Source organism: Clostridium sp. AM27-28 (genome assembly GCF_003480955.1).
Lineage (GTDB): Bacteria > Bacillota > Clostridia > Lachnospirales > Lachnospiraceae > Otoolea > Otoolea fessa.
In genome coordinates this window covers 15810-33049 of the sequence record NZ_QUJT01000003.1, presented here as the reverse complement: position 1 = coordinate 33049, position 17240 = coordinate 15810, and the positions used below count along the sequence as shown (strand labels likewise).

21 protein-coding genes are annotated in these 17240 nt (G+C 45.1%); all 21 read left to right on the top strand.

Annotated features, from left to right (window positions below):
• Positions 1 to 73: 73 nt before the first annotated feature.
• The 21 genes from rplU to DW720_RS04590 all read left to right on the top strand — a co-directional run bounded on the left by rplU (position 74) and on the right by DW720_RS04590 (position 17237).
• Complete coding sequence (rplU, locus tag DW720_RS04690; protein WP_106999905.1) at positions 74 to 382, top strand: 50S ribosomal protein L21; 309 nt, start codon at positions 74 to 76, stop codon at positions 380 to 382.
• Positions 383 to 387: 5 nt separating this feature from the next.
• A complete protein-coding gene (locus tag DW720_RS04685; protein WP_022359434.1) occupies positions 388 to 717 on the top strand; it encodes a ribosomal-processing cysteine protease Prp in 330 nt (109 codons plus the stop codon).
• Positions 718 to 720: 3 nt separating this feature from the next.
• Positions 721 to 1011 carry a 50S ribosomal protein L27 gene (gene rpmA / locus DW720_RS04680; protein WP_022359433.1) on the top strand — a complete coding sequence of 97 codons (291 nt, stop codon included), beginning with the start codon at positions 721 to 723 and terminating at the stop codon, positions 1009 to 1011.
• A gap of 59 nt (positions 1012 to 1070) precedes the next feature.
• On the top strand, positions 1071 to 2363 hold the full coding sequence (obgE, locus tag DW720_RS04675) for a GTPase ObgE (RefSeq protein WP_106999904.1): 1293 nt from the start codon (positions 1071 to 1073) through the stop codon (positions 2361 to 2363).
• 215 nt (positions 2364 to 2578) lie between these two features.
• Positions 2579 to 2875, top strand: coding sequence for a ribosome assembly RNA-binding protein YhbY (gene yhbY, locus DW720_RS04670; protein WP_022359431.1), 297 nt, complete (start codon positions 2579 to 2581; stop codon positions 2873 to 2875).
• Between the two features lie 50 nt (positions 2876 to 2925).
• The gene (gene nadD, locus DW720_RS04665; protein ID WP_118749359.1) at positions 2926 to 3552 is read left to right on the top strand and encodes a nicotinate-nucleotide adenylyltransferase; all 627 of its coding nucleotides are present in this window, start codon (positions 2926 to 2928) and stop codon (positions 3550 to 3552) included.
• Positions 3552 to 4133: a bis(5'-nucleosyl)-tetraphosphatase (symmetrical) YqeK gene (gene yqeK / locus DW720_RS04660; RefSeq protein WP_022359429.1), complete on the top strand. Its 582-nt coding sequence runs from the start codon at positions 3552 to 3554 to the stop codon at positions 4131 to 4133. Before nadD ends, yqeK begins: the two co-directional genes overlap by 1 nt.
• A 27-nt stretch (positions 4134 to 4160) precedes the next feature.
• Positions 4161 to 4529, top strand: coding sequence for a ribosome silencing factor (gene rsfS, locus DW720_RS04655; protein ID WP_106999903.1), 369 nt, complete (start codon positions 4161 to 4163; stop codon positions 4527 to 4529).
• 448 nt (positions 4530 to 4977) lie between these two features.
• A complete protein-coding gene (locus DW720_RS04645; RefSeq protein WP_106999901.1) occupies positions 4978 to 5295 on the top strand; it encodes a helix-turn-helix transcriptional regulator in 318 nt (105 codons plus the stop codon).
• A 21-nt stretch (positions 5296 to 5316) separates the two neighbouring features.
• Complete coding sequence (locus DW720_RS04640) at positions 5317 to 5970, top strand: hypothetical protein (protein WP_118742549.1); 654 nt, start codon at positions 5317 to 5319, stop codon at positions 5968 to 5970.
• A 47-nt stretch (positions 5971 to 6017) separates the two neighbouring features.
• Positions 6018 to 6533: a hypothetical protein gene (locus DW720_RS04635; RefSeq protein WP_118742548.1), complete on the top strand. Its 516-nt coding sequence runs from the start codon at positions 6018 to 6020 to the stop codon at positions 6531 to 6533.
• A gap of 531 nt (positions 6534 to 7064) precedes the next feature.
• Positions 7065 to 7241 (top strand): hypothetical protein, encoded by a 177-nt coding sequence (locus DW720_RS15695; protein ID WP_181357143.1) that lies wholly within the window; start codon positions 7065 to 7067, stop codon positions 7239 to 7241.
• A gap of 458 nt (positions 7242 to 7699) precedes the next feature.
• Positions 7700 to 9013, top strand: coding sequence for a hypothetical protein (locus DW720_RS04630; protein WP_118742547.1), 1314 nt, complete (start codon positions 7700 to 7702; stop codon positions 9011 to 9013).
• A 1-nt stretch (position 9014) separates the two neighbouring features.
• Positions 9015 to 9827: a DeoR/GlpR family DNA-binding transcription regulator gene (locus DW720_RS04625; protein WP_106999897.1), complete on the top strand. Its 813-nt coding sequence runs from the start codon at positions 9015 to 9017 to the stop codon at positions 9825 to 9827.
• 4 nt (positions 9828 to 9831) lie between these two features.
• Positions 9832 to 10443 (top strand): class II aldolase/adducin family protein, encoded by a 612-nt coding sequence (locus DW720_RS04620; RefSeq protein WP_118742546.1) that lies wholly within the window; start codon positions 9832 to 9834, stop codon positions 10441 to 10443.
• A gap of 1 nt (position 10444) precedes the next feature.
• Positions 10445 to 11278 carry a purine-nucleoside phosphorylase gene (locus tag DW720_RS04615; protein ID WP_106999896.1) on the top strand — a complete coding sequence of 278 codons (834 nt, stop codon included), beginning with the start codon at positions 10445 to 10447 and terminating at the stop codon, positions 11276 to 11278.
• A 31-nt stretch (positions 11279 to 11309) separates the two neighbouring features.
• On the top strand, positions 11310 to 12383 hold the full coding sequence (mtnA, locus tag DW720_RS04610) for an S-methyl-5-thioribose-1-phosphate isomerase (protein ID WP_233430147.1): 1074 nt from the start codon (positions 11310 to 11312) through the stop codon (positions 12381 to 12383).
• Between the two features lie 13 nt (positions 12384 to 12396).
• On the top strand, positions 12397 to 13569 hold the full coding sequence (locus DW720_RS04605; protein ID WP_106999895.1) for a BMP family ABC transporter substrate-binding protein: 1173 nt from the start codon (positions 12397 to 12399) through the stop codon (positions 13567 to 13569).
• A gap of 32 nt (positions 13570 to 13601) precedes the next feature.
• Positions 13602 to 15143, top strand: coding sequence for an ABC transporter ATP-binding protein (locus tag DW720_RS04600; protein ID WP_106999894.1), 1542 nt, complete (start codon positions 13602 to 13604; stop codon positions 15141 to 15143).
• Positions 15130 to 16278, top strand: coding sequence for an ABC transporter permease (locus DW720_RS04595; protein ID WP_106999893.1), 1149 nt, complete (start codon positions 15130 to 15132; stop codon positions 16276 to 16278). Before DW720_RS04600 ends, DW720_RS04595 begins: the two co-directional genes overlap by 14 nt.
• Positions 16278 to 17237: an ABC transporter permease gene (locus tag DW720_RS04590; protein WP_106999892.1), complete on the top strand. Its 960-nt coding sequence runs from the start codon at positions 16278 to 16280 to the stop codon at positions 17235 to 17237. Before DW720_RS04595 ends, DW720_RS04590 begins: the two co-directional genes overlap by 1 nt.
• The last annotated feature ends 3 nt before the right edge of the window (positions 17238 to 17240 follow it).

Here is a 17240-nt window from a genome sequence, read left to right as displayed (position 1 = left end):
GTGCCGCACAGCGAGGCTAAAAGTGCGCAAGCCGCCATAGCTGGCGAGTAATGATAATAGGAGGTGCCATCAGATGTACGCGATTATTGCAACAGGTGGTAAGCAGTATAAGGTTGCCGAGGGCGATGTAATCAAAGTTGAGAGACTCGGTGCTGCTGCAGGTGAAGCTGTTACTTTCGATCAGGTTCTGGCTGTTAACAACGGTGAGATGAAGATCGGATGCCCGACTGTAGAGGGTGCTACTGTATCCGCAACAGTTGTTAAAGAAGGCAAAGGCAAAAAAGTTATCGTTTACAAGTATAAGAGAAAAACTGGCTACCATAAGAAAAATGGTCACAGACAGCTCTTTACAGAAGTTAAGATCGAAAAGATCAACGCTTAATTGAAATGATTCAAGTAGACGTATACTCCGATTCCAAAGGATGTACCACGGGAGTGGAAGTAAAGGGACATGCTGGATATGATGAGTACGGCAAAGATATTGTCTGTGCGGCTGTATCCGTTCTGACTGTCAATATGGCTAATTCGGTGGAAAAATTTACCGATGACGGTTTTAAGGGCAGTGTGGATGAAAAGACAGGTCAGTTTATTTTTCATTTTACCGGTACTGTAAGTGCGGAATCAAAACTCCTGATGGATTCGCTGATACTTGGACTTACCGATATCGCGGAGAGTTATGGAGATAAATACATTAAAATTCGATTCAGGGAGGTGTAACGCATGTTTAAAATGAACCTTCAGTTATTCGCTCATAAAAAAGGTGTTGGTTCCACAAAGAACGGTCGTGATTCTGAGTCTAAGAGACTTGGTGCGAAGAGAGCAGACGGACAGTTCGTATTAGCTGGCAACATTCTTTACAGACAGCGCGGAACCAAGATTCATCCAGGTGTGAACGTAGGACGCGGTGGAGATGATACATTATTCGCTATGGTTGACGGCGTCGTAAAGTTTGAAAGAAAGGGCAGAGACAAAAAGCAGGTTTCTGTTTACCCGAGAACAATTAACGAATAATTATAAAGAAGCTCCATACGGATTGTATGGAGCTTTTTTCAGATCAGAAGGAGGTATTTATGTTTGCCGACAGTGCAAAAATTTATATCAGATCCGGAAAAGGCGGCGACGGTCATGTCAGCTTCCGCCGGGAACTTTTCGTAGCTGCTGGCGGTCCGGACGGCGGCGATGGCGGTCGCGGCGGCGATGTCATTTTTGAAGTGGACGACGGACTGAATACCCTGACCGATTTCCGTCATGTCCGCAAATATGTGGCTGGCGACGGAGAGCAGGGCGGAAAGCGCCGCTGTCACGGAGCAGACGGCGAGGATCTGATTGTCAAGGTTCCGGAAGGAACCGTTATCAAGGATTTTGAATCCGGTAAGGTAATCGCGGATATGTCCGGCGAGAACCGCCGAGAAGTGATTTTAAAAGGTGGCAAGGGCGGTCTTGGAAATATGCACTTTGCGACCTCGACGATGCAGGTTCCGAAGTATGCACAGCCGGGACAGCCGGCACAGGAACTCTGGGTACAGCTGGAATTAAAGGTAATCGCAGATGTTGGTCTGGTTGGTTTCCCGAACGTCGGTAAATCGACCTTGCTTTCACGCGTTTCTAATGCACGTCCGAAGATTGCCAATTACCATTTCACGACGCTGAACCCGCATCTTGGCGTGGTTGATCTGCAGGATGGACAAGGCTTTGTCATGGCAGATATTCCGGGGCTCATCGAGGGTGCTTCCCAGGGAATCGGTCTGGGACATGATTTCCTGCGCCATATCGAGAGAACCAAGGTTCTCGTTCATGTTGTGGATGCGGCATCCGTCGAGGGACGTGATCCGGTTGAAGATATCCGTACCATCAATGCGGAGTTAAAAGCATATAATCCGTCGCTTTTAGAGCGTCCGCAGGTGATTGCTGCCAACAAGGTAGATTCGATTTACAATACTGGCGAAGAGGACTGGGAAGACCCGGTAGAGCGCTTAAAACGCGAATTTGAGCCGGAAGGCATCCAGGTATTTGCCATTTCTGCAGTTACCGGGCAGGGTGTAAAAGAGCTCCTTTACCATGTAAATGATCTGCTGAAAACGGTTGACCGCAAGCCAGTTATTTTCGAAAAAGAATTTGAATACCAGTATCAGGGCGAGAATCTTCCGTATACCGTGGAACGCAATGAAGATGGTATTTATGTGGTAGAAGGACCGAAGATCGAGAAGATGCTCGGTTACACAAACCTTGATTCTGAGAAGGGCTTCCAGTTCTTCCAGAAATTCTTAAAGGACAGCGGTATTCTGGCTGAGCTGGAAGAAGCTGGCATCGAAGAGGGCGATACAGTTCGTATGTATGGTCTTGAATTTGATTACTATAAATAATTGACATTTACGTAACTGTTCAGTACCTTCACAGTCACGCGCAAAAATCCATTAAAAATTGCCTACGGCAATGGGATTTTTGCCTGCTGGTCCATGTTTTCGTACGGTCAGCGCAGTAAATGCGCAGACCTACTGAATAGTTACACATTTACAATATTTCAAACTCAGAAATCCACACTGGATCTGAGTTTGAATTTTAACAGGAGATAGATTTTATGACAAGCAAACAGAGAGCTTATTTAAAAGGTCTCGCGATGACCATGGATCCGATCTTCCAGATCGGCAAATCCAGCCTGACGCCAGAACTGACCGCTGCTGTGGCAGAGGCGCTGGAGGCCCGCGAGTTAATTAAACTGAATATTCTGAAGAACTGCGTCGATGACGGCAATGAGCTGGCAGCCGTTCTGGCTGAGCGTACCCACGCACAGGTAGTACAGGTAATCGGCAAGAAAATTGTTCTTTATAAAGAGGCAAAGGACGAGAAGAAACGTAAGATCGTTCTGCCAAAATAAAGGGGCTGCATTCTGCGAATGAATCTCTGACAGAAAGGATACGGATGACGATGAAAAAGATCGGTATTATGGGGGGAACATTTGACCCGATCCATAATGGACATATCATGTTGGGAAGACAGGCGTATGAAGAATATGATCTTGACTGCATCTGGTATATGCCCTCCAGGATCCCGCCGCATAAAAAGGATCATACGATCACAGCGGCAAAGGACCGTTTGGCAATGACTGCAGCTGCGATCGCGCCGTATCCTTATTTTAAGCTGTCTGATTTTGAACTTCGCAGAATCGGCGGAAATACCTACACAGCAGACACGCTTCGCTTATTGAAAGAAGAATATTCGGATGTGGAATTTTTCTTTATCGCAGGCGCAGACTCAATTATGGACATTGAAAAATGGTATCATCCCGAATATGTTCTTCCAGCCGTCACATTTTTGGCGGCAGCAAGAGAGCATGAGGAGGCGGATCGTTCGCTGGATGAGCAGATTTCCTATTTAAACCAGAAATATCAGGCGCATATTCTGCGTCTTCACTGCCGTGAAATGGATGTCGCTTCGGCGGAGATCCGCGCGGCTTTCCGGGCAGGACACGCAGCAGACGTTCGTTCCCTGGTGCCGAAGGAAGTCTGTCAATATATCGAACAGCACGGCTTGTATCAGGAGGTAAATGTGTAATGGACGAAAGAATTACAGAGATACGGAAGCATTTGAAAAAGAAATTGAACCCGATGCGCTATGAACATACGCTGGGTGTTTCATACACATGTATGGCTCTGGCAATGCGTTACAGTGCCAATCTGGATCAGGCGGAGATGGCTGGACTTCTCCACGACTGTGCAAAGCGCTATGATGATGCGACTATCATCTGCAAATGCCAGGAGCATGGCATTGAACTGACTGAAGGTGAACTGCGGGCTCCGGCTGTGATTCATGCAAAATTAGGCGCATGGATGGCAGAACACAAGTATGGTATTACCGATCCAGAGGTCTTATCTGCAATCGCCTGCCATACGACCGGAAAACCGGCGATGTCCCTGTTAGACAAGATCCTGTACGTAGCCGATTACATCGAACCGCGCCGTGATAAGGCGCCAAATCTGCCGAAGCTCCGCCGTCTTGCATTTGAAGATCTGGACGAAGCGCTGTATCAGATTCTGGACAGCACCCGCAATTATTTAAAGGAAACGGGCACGGCAGAGGATGATACAACCGAACAGACCTGGGAATACTATCATGAACGTCATGTTCATCAATAGACACATTAACAGGATTTAAATAAAATAATGAGGAGGATAATCCCCGTGGAAGCAAAAGAGCTGACCAAACTTGCCGTAAAGGCGCTGGAAGATAAAAAAGGCGAAGATATTCGCGTCATTGATATTCATGGAGTATCTGTACTGGCTGATTACTTTGTCATCGCAGACGGAAGCAACGCCAGCCAGGTAAAGGCAATGGCAGATAATGTAGAGGAAGAACTCGGCAAAGCCGGTCATGAGTGCCGTCAGATCGAGGGCTATCAGACTGCCGGATGGATCCTGATGGATTACGGCGATCTGATCGTACACATTTTCTCCCGCGATGACAGACTGTTTTATGATCTGGAGCGCATCTGGAGAGACGGAAAAGTAGTTGAGAATGTGGAGGAATTGTAATAGATTTTTGTTTCATTCCTTTTATATCACGAACAGAAAGGGAAAAACCTGCAAATGGTTTTTCCCTTTTATCGCGAATAAGAGAGAAAAACTTGAAATCTGTATTTTCCCATCTATCGCGAACAAGGCTGATAAAGTGTTTTCCTTTCAACTCAAAACTTACTTTTTAAAAGCGCTCCATTTTGTAAATTTCAAAAATAGTGAAATAAAACGAGTTACAAGGTTGGAATACGCTAATTGCAACGAACGCAATTTGTTTATTGAGAAGTGTTGTATCAAAGCAATAAGTATATATATTGATATTTTTTAAAAGATCATATAATAGTGGTAGGAAAAACCCTACATTTCCTACTGCTATAGTATGATTGATACTGGTGGGTCTGTCCTTTCCGTGGTAGAATATTTACGTTATCAAGAAACACGGTCCTGAATCATGGAGGTGCAAAGTATGGAACCAATGTATTTGTCAATCCAGCCGGAAGAGACAGGGGAACGCATAAGAAGACTGCTTTTGGAACAAGGGTATACGATTCGGGAAATCCAGGGAGCTTTCGGGTTTGAAAATCCGCAGGCCATTTACAAATGGCTGTCCGGTAAATCGTTACCCAGCATCGACAACTTCATTATTTTAAGTAGATTATTGCATACTACGATTGAAGATATCCTCGTCATTGACGGGGATATTCCTCGTTTATGGGGAATTTTAAACCGATGGTTGAATGACATCCGTTGCCGTATGATTTACAATCGGATCAGAAACAAATGATAGAGGAGAGGACGGTGAAACATGGAATCGGAACATAAATTTATGTTAAATGATATTCTGCGAAAGAAACGGAAAAGTAAGATGCGCAAACCGGAATATCCTGTTTTTCTTACTTACGGACCGATTCACGTTTCCCCCTTGGGATGGATAAAACGTTGGAAAGAAGATATCATCTGCATCTGTCAGAGATTGCGTTACGGATACTGCTACCGTGATGCCTGGGCGATTGACCAGTGGTTTCTTGTTATCATCCCCAATATGCTCAACGATCTACGTATCAACGGTCATGGATATCCGGGATCTTTCACAGGAACCGAAGAAGAGAATGTGCGGAAATGGAACCGGATCCTAGAACATATGGAATTTCTATTTCGGGAGGCAAACGAGGAAACCTGTCACCGGAAAAATCCATATGAAGAAGCATATGATCAGGCAAGAGAGGCTTTCACCCGGAAATACGGGATGTTTGGTGAAAAGCTGAAAACCGAAGAAGAAAAAGAGCAGGAAAAAGATAAAGGTTATTACTGTGTGCATACCATGTCCGATGTGCCGGAATACAAGGAAATATTGGACCAATGGTTTGCAGCGGAGAAGGAACTGGCAGCATACCGAGATCGGTGTATGAAAGAAGGAATGAAGCTTTTTACCAGATATCTCTGGGAGCTGTGGGACTGAGATCATTTTTATTTATATTGATAAGAACATTGTGGGAGGCGAAAATCATGCAGAAAATTACATCGGCTTATGCAAATAAGATGCTGAGAAGCCTAGAAGAAGACAAGGCATTCTGGGTAAACAAGGAATCGACATCCAGTACTTACGTGGCTGCGGTCAACGAGGAACCAGTCGTTCCGGAATATGATTACATGACTGTTGCGAATACGATTGATGAGATTGACAGGAAGATCCTTACTATCAAGCACACATTGAATCTGACCAATGCCACCGCAAAAGTGCAGGTCGGCGCTCAGGAAATGAGCATTGACGGCATCCTAATCCGGATGGCGCAGCTCAACAAGAGAAAGACGGTGCTTGACGATATGCGCAAGAGACTTCCAAAAACGCGAGTCTATGGCAACTCCTTCGGTTCTTCTGGTTCGGCACCGGAGTATAAGTATGTCAACTACGATCCGGAACTGATCCGGCAGGAATATGACCGCATCTCCAATACGATCATGGAAATGCAGATTGCACTGGATCGTTATAATCAGACGGTGCTGTTTGAGGTGGATATCTAAGTAGAATTTCCGTACAGGGCATACTTCTAACAAAAAATTACGAGTGGTTACGGTTCATTGTCATCGCTTATCGGTTATTTGTTATCGGGTTATGTGTTCCGGTTCATGGAGACGGCTTTGGAAAAGCATATCATGCAGATTTTCAAATCACCCTGTAAAAAACCTGTGAGGGATCACGGTGCCAAGGTACGGTTTTCAGGCACAACGGCTGCGGAAGCAATTCCGTAGCCATTTTTCATGGTAAGAAGGATTTCGGTCTGAAAGAGTTCAAAACCTAACTCAAAACTTACTTTTTAAAATCGCTCCATTTTGGAAATTTCAAAAATAGTGTACTGAAGTGGGTTACAAACACGGAATGGATTGGGTCACAAGAATTCCAAAACCGGAATTATGATAAAGCGCTTTATGATTTCAGGCAGGAACGTCTGAGCGAAAATTTGACTCAAAACGTTATCCGCAGAAACCGCTAATTGGAAATTCGAATTCGATGATGATATAGTTGGGCAGAAAAAATCGAAAGGAGATCAGACTATGGGAAGACTTTACAAAATCAACCAGCCGTGTCCCAAGTGCCATGAGGAACATAATTGGTGGCATATTCAGCTGACGGATGAGGAACAGGCGAAGATGGATGCGTATGTGGCAGCCAGTGAGGGAAAATCATCCTTGGAGTTACTTCTGGGCGAGCCGGGAATTGTTGTTACGTGAAAGCTTAAGTGTTGTTGCTGCGGTCACGTATTTGAAGTGAAACAGTACATTATTCAAGGGTATATCAGCATATGAAGCATAAAACAACTTGTTTCTAATAGTAAATTCCAGTTTTGAAGAACTTTGCAAAACTAACGTCCATAAAAATCATGATATTTTGATTTGCCAGAATTTACTTTTGCAAGTGATTAGCTAAATCAGAACTTAAACTTGCAAACTGGAAGCTCGGATTCCAATTCAGCTCTCCTAGAAAGATCCCTTCGATTTTTCGGGGGATCTTTTTGTGACATAGAAAACCTCATCCTATGGTGAAAAAAAACAAAACAAAAAACAGAAAAACAAAGAAAAAGAAAGATTAGTACTTGCTTTTCCTATAAAAGGTGCTTATAATGTATGTAAATAAATCAGCTGCTAGTTAGTAGCAAAACTAATAAATACATATAAGAGGAGAAGAAGAGATGAGAAAAAAACTTGCAGTAATGATGGCTGCTATGGCCGCAACCGCGATGGTAGGGGGCTGTGGTGCAAAGGATGCAGCACCGACCGGCGCAGAGACCAAACCGGCTGAGACTTCTGCTACTCAGGAGACAGAAGCAGCTCAGGAAGAAACCAAAGAGGCTGATGCCCATGAGGCAGAATACCTGGCAGAGTTTTTCGATGTACAGATCAAAGAAGATCCGGACAGTGCTGCTTTTTCCGCTGACCTGAAAAAGGTAGCAGGAGATGAGGCACCGGCTGTCGAGGGGGACATGACCTGGTTTTCTGCTGTGAAAGCTGCTGTGGCTGCTGCTGATTATGAAGAGCTTGCTCTTAGCTATCCGGAAGATAAGATTAAAGATCGTCTTGAACAATATGGGGTAAAGATGGATGAGACGAATGAATATGCCAGATACGTTGCTGCTGCTCTGGATACCAGCCTCATCACTTCCGAAACTGCGAAAAAAGTCGTTGCAGAAGATGCCTTTACAGCTGAGGATGAAATCAGTCTTCTGATGGCAATTGCCAATGCAAATGGAGACGCAAGAAACTACCTTGGCATGTCAAATGATCCAGACATTTACGCGAAACTGGACCAGGCATGGAATTCCTTTATCTTATTTGATGACAGCAAACTGGCAGAGATCGGAAAAGAAGCTGTACAGAACAAGGTAACCACCGGATATGGATTAAAATCTGCTGCATACAGTGCCCGCTTTTTACCGGAACTGACCTTACAGTACGGTCATTCTGATATCAAACATGTACATCAGCTGATGGGGCTTCTGAACAGCGAGAATATCACAGCAAAGGTTCAGCTTGAGCCGAAGATTAGTATTTACCAATATCTGCCGGAGTGGGGTCCGATCCCGGAGGCTACTCCAACCTACGAAGTAAAAGAATATGAAGATCTTGCACTGGTATATGCAGTAGAATATGACCTTGAGCTTGAGTTCGACAATCTTGAGGATATGAATCGTTTTGACGAAGTAATCAAGACGTACGCAAAGAAAAATGAAGGAAATGAAGAAGCAAAGGGCCTGATCTATGCATCCTGGTGGCAGCCGCTTTATTCTTCAACCAGAACAGATATGCCGGAGACTGATTATCATCAGATCTATGATTGCGTAATCACGAACGATACATATTCCATTCATCCATTTACCTTACCGGAAGATAAAGATGAGGTTGTTGAAAAACTGACGGAAATCTCCGACGGCCTGGAAGTTGTACCGGTTGAACGCTTCTGCAATACCGCTTTCTATAATTACCTGGAAGGTGAGGACTATCAGTAGTATGCATGCAATCGAACGTGCAGAATACATCTTGTCCATGCTGGAGAAGAATAAAGTAGTCATGGTGACGGATCTGAGCCGTGAAATGGGAGTTACGGAAGAAACGGTTCGAAAGGATCTGGAAAAACTGGAAAAACAGGAGAAATTAAACCGTGTTCACGGAGGTGCCTACTTAAACGAAGGTTTTGGCAATGAAACTCCCATCTCGGTTCGCAGCAAGGTGATGCAGGAAGAGAAAAAGCTTCTTGCATCTCTCTGCATGCAATGGATCCACGAAAAGAGTTCCATTTTTCTGGATTGCAGTACCACGGCTCTTCATATTGCAAAGCAATTAGCGGATTTTCCCGGCAAGCTGACCGTCATGACCAATTCTCTGGCAGTGGCAAAGGAGATTGATGCGAATCCGCAGATTCGTCTTATTTTATTTGGCGGTGAGCTGAATCGCGATCGGGAAGCGTTTGAAGGACAGACCGTACTGGAACAGATGAAAACCTGCTTTATCAATTATGCATTTGTCAGCAGTGCCGGCTGCAGTCTGGAGGCAGGTATTACAGATTCCACCCGTGAAGAAGCAGATATCCGTCGTCAGGTATTAAAGCAGGCGAAACATAAGATCCTGGTGGTGGACAATACGAAGATCGGACGCAACGAGGTGTATGTGATCGGAGAGTTGGAGCAGCTCAGTCAGGTGGTTGTGGATCATTCCATCCGAAAAACCAATCCGGACCTATGGGAATGGTTCCAGGCACATCAGATCCCTGTCCTGGAAGGGAAAGCGGAAAGAAAATCAAAAACCAAAGGAGATGAGCGATAAGATTATGACAGATTTGAGGGAACTGAAACAAAATGTGCTGATGACAGCGAAAAAGGCCTATGATGAAAAGCTGATGGCCGGAACAAGCGGCAATATCAGTGCTTACTTTCGTGAGAAGCAGTGGATCGTAATTACTCCCAGCTCCTATGATTACAGTTTGATGGCGGAAGAGGATATCGTAGTGATTGATCTGGATGGCAATCTGGTCGAAGGAAGACACAAGCCATCTTCCGAGTGGAAAATGCATGCTGAGATTTACCGTCACCTGTCCCATGCTAATGCGGTGGTGCATACACATTCTCCTTATGCAAGCAGTTTTGCGGTAAACCATCAGGAAATTCCAGTTGTACTGATTGAAATGATTCCTTTCTTAAAAGGGAAACTGGAGGTAAGTCCTTATGCACAGCAGGGAAGCGCAGAGGTTGGTCTGAATGCAGTTCCAATCCTGGAACGGAAAAATGCCTGTCTGATGGCCAATCACGGTGTCGTGGCTATCGGCGGAACATTACCGGAAGCATATACAAACAGTGTTTATGTGGAGGATGCTGCAAAGATCTATCATCTTGCACTCTGTTCAGGACATCCGGTTGTGATCAAAGAATACGAGGAGGTCTGATATGACAAAGGCGTATGAACGATTATTAAAATGCTATCAGTGCTTTAAAGACAAAATTAATTTTAAGCCGGAGGTGGCACTGGTGCTGGGATCCGGACTCGGTGATTATGCAGATACCATTCGGGTAGAAGCTGTTTTGGATTATCATGATATTGAGGGTTTTCCTGTGTCCACAGTCAGCGGACATAAGGGCAGATTTGTCTTTGGATACGTAGGAGATGTCCCGGTCGTAATCATGCAGGGACGTGTCCACTACTATGAAGGATATTCCATGGAGGATGTAGTTCTTCCCACCCGTCTCATGAAGATGATGGGGGCCCGGGTCTTGTTTCTGACCAATGCTTCCGGCAGTGTGAATTATGATTACAAAGCCGGTGATTTTATGATGATCACCGACCAGATCAGTAATTTTGTACCGTCTCCTCTCATCGGACCCAATGAGGAGATGCTGGGAGAGCGTTTCAGCGATATGTCTGAGATTTACCGTAAGGACCTTTGTGAGATCATCCGGGGTGCTGCTGCAGACCTTCAGATTCCGCTTCAGGAGGGAACCTATATCCAGCTGTCCGGTCCGAATTTTGAAACTCCCCATGAAGTAAAAATGTGCCGGATACTTGGAGGAGATGCAGTAGGAATGAGCACCGCATGCGAGGCCATAGCTGCCAATCATATGGGCATGAAGGTCTGCGGTATTTCCTGCATTTCCAATCTGGGATGCGGAATGACTGATCAGCCTTTGAGTGCGGAGGAAGTGAAGGAAACAGCTGACCGTGTTGCACCGTTATTTAAACAGCTGATTACGGAATCCATAGTTCGAATCGGTAAAATGATCTGAGTGATGAATAAAAAACAAAGGAGATGATAAAGTGGACAATCAGTCAGAAGCAATCAAAAATGTGTACTTGCATGAAGACGGCAAAGCTGTGACCATCATTGATCAGACTAAGCTTCCAACGGTTACCGAATACCTGACCCTTGGAACGGCGAAGGATCTGTATGATGCCATTTTTGAATTGAAAGTCCGGGGAGCACCGGCAATCGGAATTTGTGCGGCATTTGGAATGTATGTTCTGGCCGGAACGATTGAAACCGGGGATTACGATGAGTTTTTAAAGAAATTCAGAGAGTATAAGGATTATCTGAACTCTTCCCGTCCAACGGCAGTGAACCTGAGCTGGGCATTAAACCGCATGGAGCAGGTAGTGACAAGCCACAGCGATGCTTCTGTACCAGAGATTCTTGGATATCTGAAGAAAGAGTGCATGGATATTCAGGAAGAGGACAGCCAGATGTGCAGAGCGATTTCTGAATATGGTTTAAGCCTTATTAAGGACGGAGACGGAATTCTGACACATTGCAATGCCGGACCCTTAGCCACCTCCCGCTATGGAACTGCCTTAGGACCTCTCTTCCTTGGAAAAGAGCAGGGCATGAATTTCCATGTATTTGCAGATGAGACAAGGCCGCTTCTTCAGGGAGCAAGACTTACCTCATATGAGTTAGATCAGGCAGGAATCGATGTAACATTGATTTGTGATAACATGGCCAGCATTGTAATGAAAAACGGCTGGATCCAGGCCTGCTTCGTAGGCTGTGATCGTATCGCTGCCAACGGTGATGCGGCCAATAAGATTGGAACCAGTGGTGTTGCAATCCTTGCAAAACATTACGGAATTCCGTTCTATGTATTAGGACCGAGTTCAACCATCGATCTTGACTGTGCAACTGGCGATGATATCCAGATCGAACTTCGAAGTCCGGAAGAGATCAAAAGCAAATTTTATGAAAAACCGATGGCACCGGAGGGTGTCAAATGTTATAATCCGGCATTTGATGTAACCGATCACACGCTGATCGCCGGAATTGTAACGGAAAAAGGAATCTGCAGACCACCGTATACGGAGAGTCTTGCAAATATGTTTGGCAAAAACAAAAAATAGGAGGAAAAGATTGATGAAAAAATTATTTGGTATTGTAGCAGGTGTAGCAGTATCCGTAGCGTTAATGACAGGATGCGGTGGAAACAATAATACAGCCGAGACAAAGGAAAATACGGCTGAAACAGCAGCAGCTTCTGCTGAGAACGCTGATGGAGATTTAAAGATCGCCATCGTGACCAGTCCATCCGGTGTAGATGACGGCTCCTTTAACCAGGATAACTACAACGGTATCCTGAAATTTATCGAGTCTCATCCGGGAGCAACCGTAACTCCGGTTCGCGAGGAAACCGGTGATCCGGCTGCAGTTATTCAGGCAGTTGCTGATATCGTTGCAGACTACAATGTGATCGTATGCCCGGGCTTCCAATTCTCCGGAATCGGAACCATCGCAACCGATAACCCAGATGTAGATTTTATCCTTGTAGATACGAATCCGACCGATTCTGAGGGTAATGACATCGAATGTGATAATATTTATGCAATGACTTTCAAGGAGCAGGAAGGAGGTTTCTTCGCGGGAATGGCAGCTGCACTGGAGTCTGAAAGCAAAAAGGTAGCTGTAGTAACCGGTATTGCATACCCAAGCAATGTAAACTATCAGTACGGTTTTGAGAGTGGTGTCAATTACGCAAATGAGAAATATGATACCGGTGTTGAGATCGTAGAGATCCCATCTTACGCAGGCGTTGACGTTACCAATAAAAATGTAGGTGGAAACTATGTGGGAAGCTTTGCAGATGAAGCAACCGGTAAAGTTGTTGGAAAAGCTCTCATCGATGAGGGCTGTGATATTCTGTTCGTAGCTGCAGGCGGTTCTGGAAACGGTGTATTTACTGCTGCTAAAGAAGCTGGCAATGTAAAGGTAGTAGGCTGTGACGTAGACCAGTATGATGATGGTGCTAACGGTTCTGATAACATTATTCTGACTTCTGTACTGAAAGTTATGAGCATGAACGTAGAGAAACAATTAAATGCTATCGCAGACGGAAGTTTCCAGGGAGCAAACGCTCTGTTAGGTGCAGATTCTGATTCTGTTGGTTATGTAACAGAGGAAGGACGTCAGAGCATGTCTGAGGATACCGTGAAGAAGATGGACGAAGCATATGAACTTGTAAAAGATGGAACTATCGTTCCGGCAGCAAACTTTAACGGAATTGAGCCGGAAGATTTCCCGGGATTGAAATAATACGTTCTGTACCAGAAAATGAGGAGGCTTAAATGTCGGAATATATCATTGAAATGAAGCACATCACAAAACGTTTCCCAGGTATCGTGGCAAACGATGATGTGACGCTTCAAATTAAAAAAGGTGAGATCTTCGCACTGCTTGGCGAAAACGGTGCCGGAAAATCAACTTTGATGAGCATGATATTTGGTATGTATGAACCGGATGAAGGTGAGATCTTCATCCGGGGTAAGAAAGAACAGATTCATTCGCCAAGCTACGCAACAAAACTCAATATTGGTATGGTCCATCAGCATTTTAAGCTGGTACAGAATTACACGATTACAGAAAACATTATTCTGGGTTTAAAGAAGAAAGACAAACTGTTTGGAATCCTTCCCTATGTTGATTTAAAAAAAGCAGATCAGGAGATCGAGGCGCTTTCTAAGAAGTACGGCCTGGAAGTCAATCCGACCGATGTGATCGAAAATACAAGTGTATCGACACAGCAGCGTGTCGAGATCCTGAAAATGCTGTACCGGGAAGCTGAAATTCTGATCTTTGATGAGCCGACAGCAGTGCTGACGCCTCAGGAGATTGAATCCTTGCTGACGATCATCCGCAACCTCAGAGATGATGGAAAAACCATCATCCTGATCACCCATAAGCTGGAGGAAATCAAAAAAATTGCAGATAGATGTGCGATTTTAAACAGAGGAAAGCTCATCGATGTTCTGGATGTCGCCACGACCTCTACAAAGCAGATGGCCAATTTGATGGTTGGACGGGAAGTTTCTTTTGAAGTAGAGAAATCAGAGCCTCATTACCGGGAGACTGTGTTAGAGGTAAAGAATCTCACTGTAAAAAATCAGGATCATTTTGAAGTAGTAAAAAATGTATCCTTTTCTGTCCACGGCGGAGAAGTATTTGCCATTGCCGGAGTATCCGGCAATGGTCAAATTGAGATTGCAGATGCGATTGCAGGAGTTGAGAAGGCAGCTTCAGGTAGTATTCTTCTGAATGGAGTCGATATCACCAATTACTCCATCCGCAAACGAACCCTGGAAGGAATCTCTTATATTCCGGAGGATCGGCAGAGCTGCGGCCTGGTCATGGATTTTACCCTGGAGGAAAATCTGGGACTGAAAAACTACTTCCGAGAACCATTTTCCCATAAAGGTGTACTGGATAAAGCAGAATTTTCCCAGTACGGAAATGAACTGATTGACCGGTATGACATCCGGAGCAGTCAGGGAAACAAGACCATTGTCCGCTCCATGAGCGGCGGTAATCAGCAGAAGGCCATCATCGGAAGAGAGATTGAACTTCAGTCTCCTCTGATGATCTTTGTGCAGCCAACCAGAGGTCTGGATATCGGAGCCATCGAAAATATCCATAAGCAGATTATCCGACAGAGAGATGCAGGAAAGGCAATCCTGCTGATTTCGTTAGAGCTGGATGAGATCATGAATTGTGCAGATACCATCGGAGTAATATATAATGGAGAAATCCAGAAAATAGCAGCTGCAAAAACGCTTACATCAAATGAAGTGGGAGAATTTATGATGGGGGTGCACCAAAATGCTGAAAATTAAACACAGATTGAAAAAGATGCTTGTCAGACTCCTGGGAAATGAAAAATACCAGGGTATCACCATTCCCATGTCGGCCATTTTCTTAAGCCTTCTGGCTGGAGCTGTGATCATTCTTTTGCTTGGCAAGAATCCTCTGTCGGCCTATGGTAACCTTCTTCAGGGGGCTGGATTCCTCCCGAAACCGAGTTATGCCGGATATAAGAATATGCTGACCGACTTCACCAGTTATATGAATGCCTGGACTCCGATGCTTTTTGCGTCTCTGGCAGTAGCAGTCGGTATGTGTGCCGGACTCTTTAATATCGGTGTCTCCGGTCAGATGCTTACCTCTGGTTTTATCACAACTCTGGTGATCGGATATAGTTCCCTTCCGGCAGCGGTGGCTAAGCCATGCGTACTGATTGTCGGAGCAGTCGTTGGTGCACTCATCGGTGCACTTATTGGCTGGTTAAAATACAAATTTAATATCAATGAAGTCGTATCTTCGATCATGATAAACTATACGGCCCAGTATGTGATCAGCTTTTTCATCAACACGTACTATATCAATCCGGTTTCCAGGCAGTCCCAGGCCGTCTCGAAAGCATCCCGCCTGACTCTGATGGACACACCCGTCGGAAACTTGAAAATGGATATTCCCTTAGGAATCCTTCTTGCAGTTCTGACTGCAGTCCTGGTGAAGTTCGTGTTAGATCGCACCGTATTTGGCTATGAACTCAAATGCGTGGGACTTGGAAGAAAAGCGGCCATGTATGCAGGTGTCAATGTTGGCAAAAGCATGATCATGGCGATGATGTTCTCCGGTGCATTAGGAGGCCTGGCAGGAGTGACGTACTACCTGGGGTATTTTGGTTCGATTCAGCCCCGCGTCCTTCCAAGCACCGGTTTTGATGCCATCGCAGTGGCACTTCTTGCAGGAAACCATCCCATCGGCATCATATTTTCATCTCTTCTGATCACAGTGATCAGCAAGGGCAGTACCTACATGAATTCAGCATCCGGTCTGGAATCAGAGATCGCATCCGTTATCACCGGATTGATCCTGCTGTTTTCCGCCTGCGGTGTATATATCCGTTACAAAGTGAATCGAATGAAACAAGAGTTAAATGAAGAGACAGAAAGGGGGATCAGCTGATGGAACGAATCCTGATTGATGGTTTATCCTTTGCGATCCCGCTGTTCGTAATGGCAATCGGAGGGATCTACAGCGAAAAGAGCGGCGTGACGAATCTGGCTTTGGAGGGATTGCAGGGAATGGGGGCATTTATAGGCGCCTTTGTGGCCGTTCTGGCTGCAGGCTATTTTGGAAGCAATTCCCAGGTTCCTTATTATCTCGCAATTGTATGTGCCATGGCAGGTGGAATGCTGTATTCGCTCTTATATGGACTGTTATGTATCCGTCTGAAGGCAAATCAGATCATTGGCGGAGTCGTGATCAATATCCTGGCTATGTCACTGACTGCATTTTTTACAAAACTTTTAAACCGCCTTGTGTTCGGTGCAGCTTCGGAAAAATTTGTTCTGGGTGTGTCTGCACGGTTTACAATTCCGCTGCTCTCCGGCATCCCAGTAATTGGAGCCGCATTTAAAGATGTCTATCCATTTGAGATCCTGATCCTTCTGATCGCAGTTGTTGCCTGGTATGTGCTGTATAAAACGCGTTATGGCATGAATCTTCGTGCCTGTGGAGATAATCCTCACGCAGTAGACGCAGCAGGAGAGAATGTTACCCGGATCCGTCTGATTGCAGTCCTTGTATCCGGTGCTCTGTCCGGTCTGGCTGGAATCAGCTTTGCTTATTCCATTTCAGCGAACTTTTCTTCCAACATCTATGTGGGATACGGATATCTGGCGATTGCAGCCATGATATTCGGAAACTGGAAGATCCTTCCTACACTTGGATCCTGCCTGCTGTTTGGTTTTGCCCGATCCGGAGGCTATTATCTTGTCCAGAAGATGCAGATGCCCAGCAGTTACTCGGATCTTGCCATGACGCTGCCTTATATCGTTACAATGCTGCTTTTGATTTTCTTCTCAAAATACAATCGTGCTCCTCGTGCACTTGGAGAGATTTACGACAAAGGAAAGAGGTAGAAC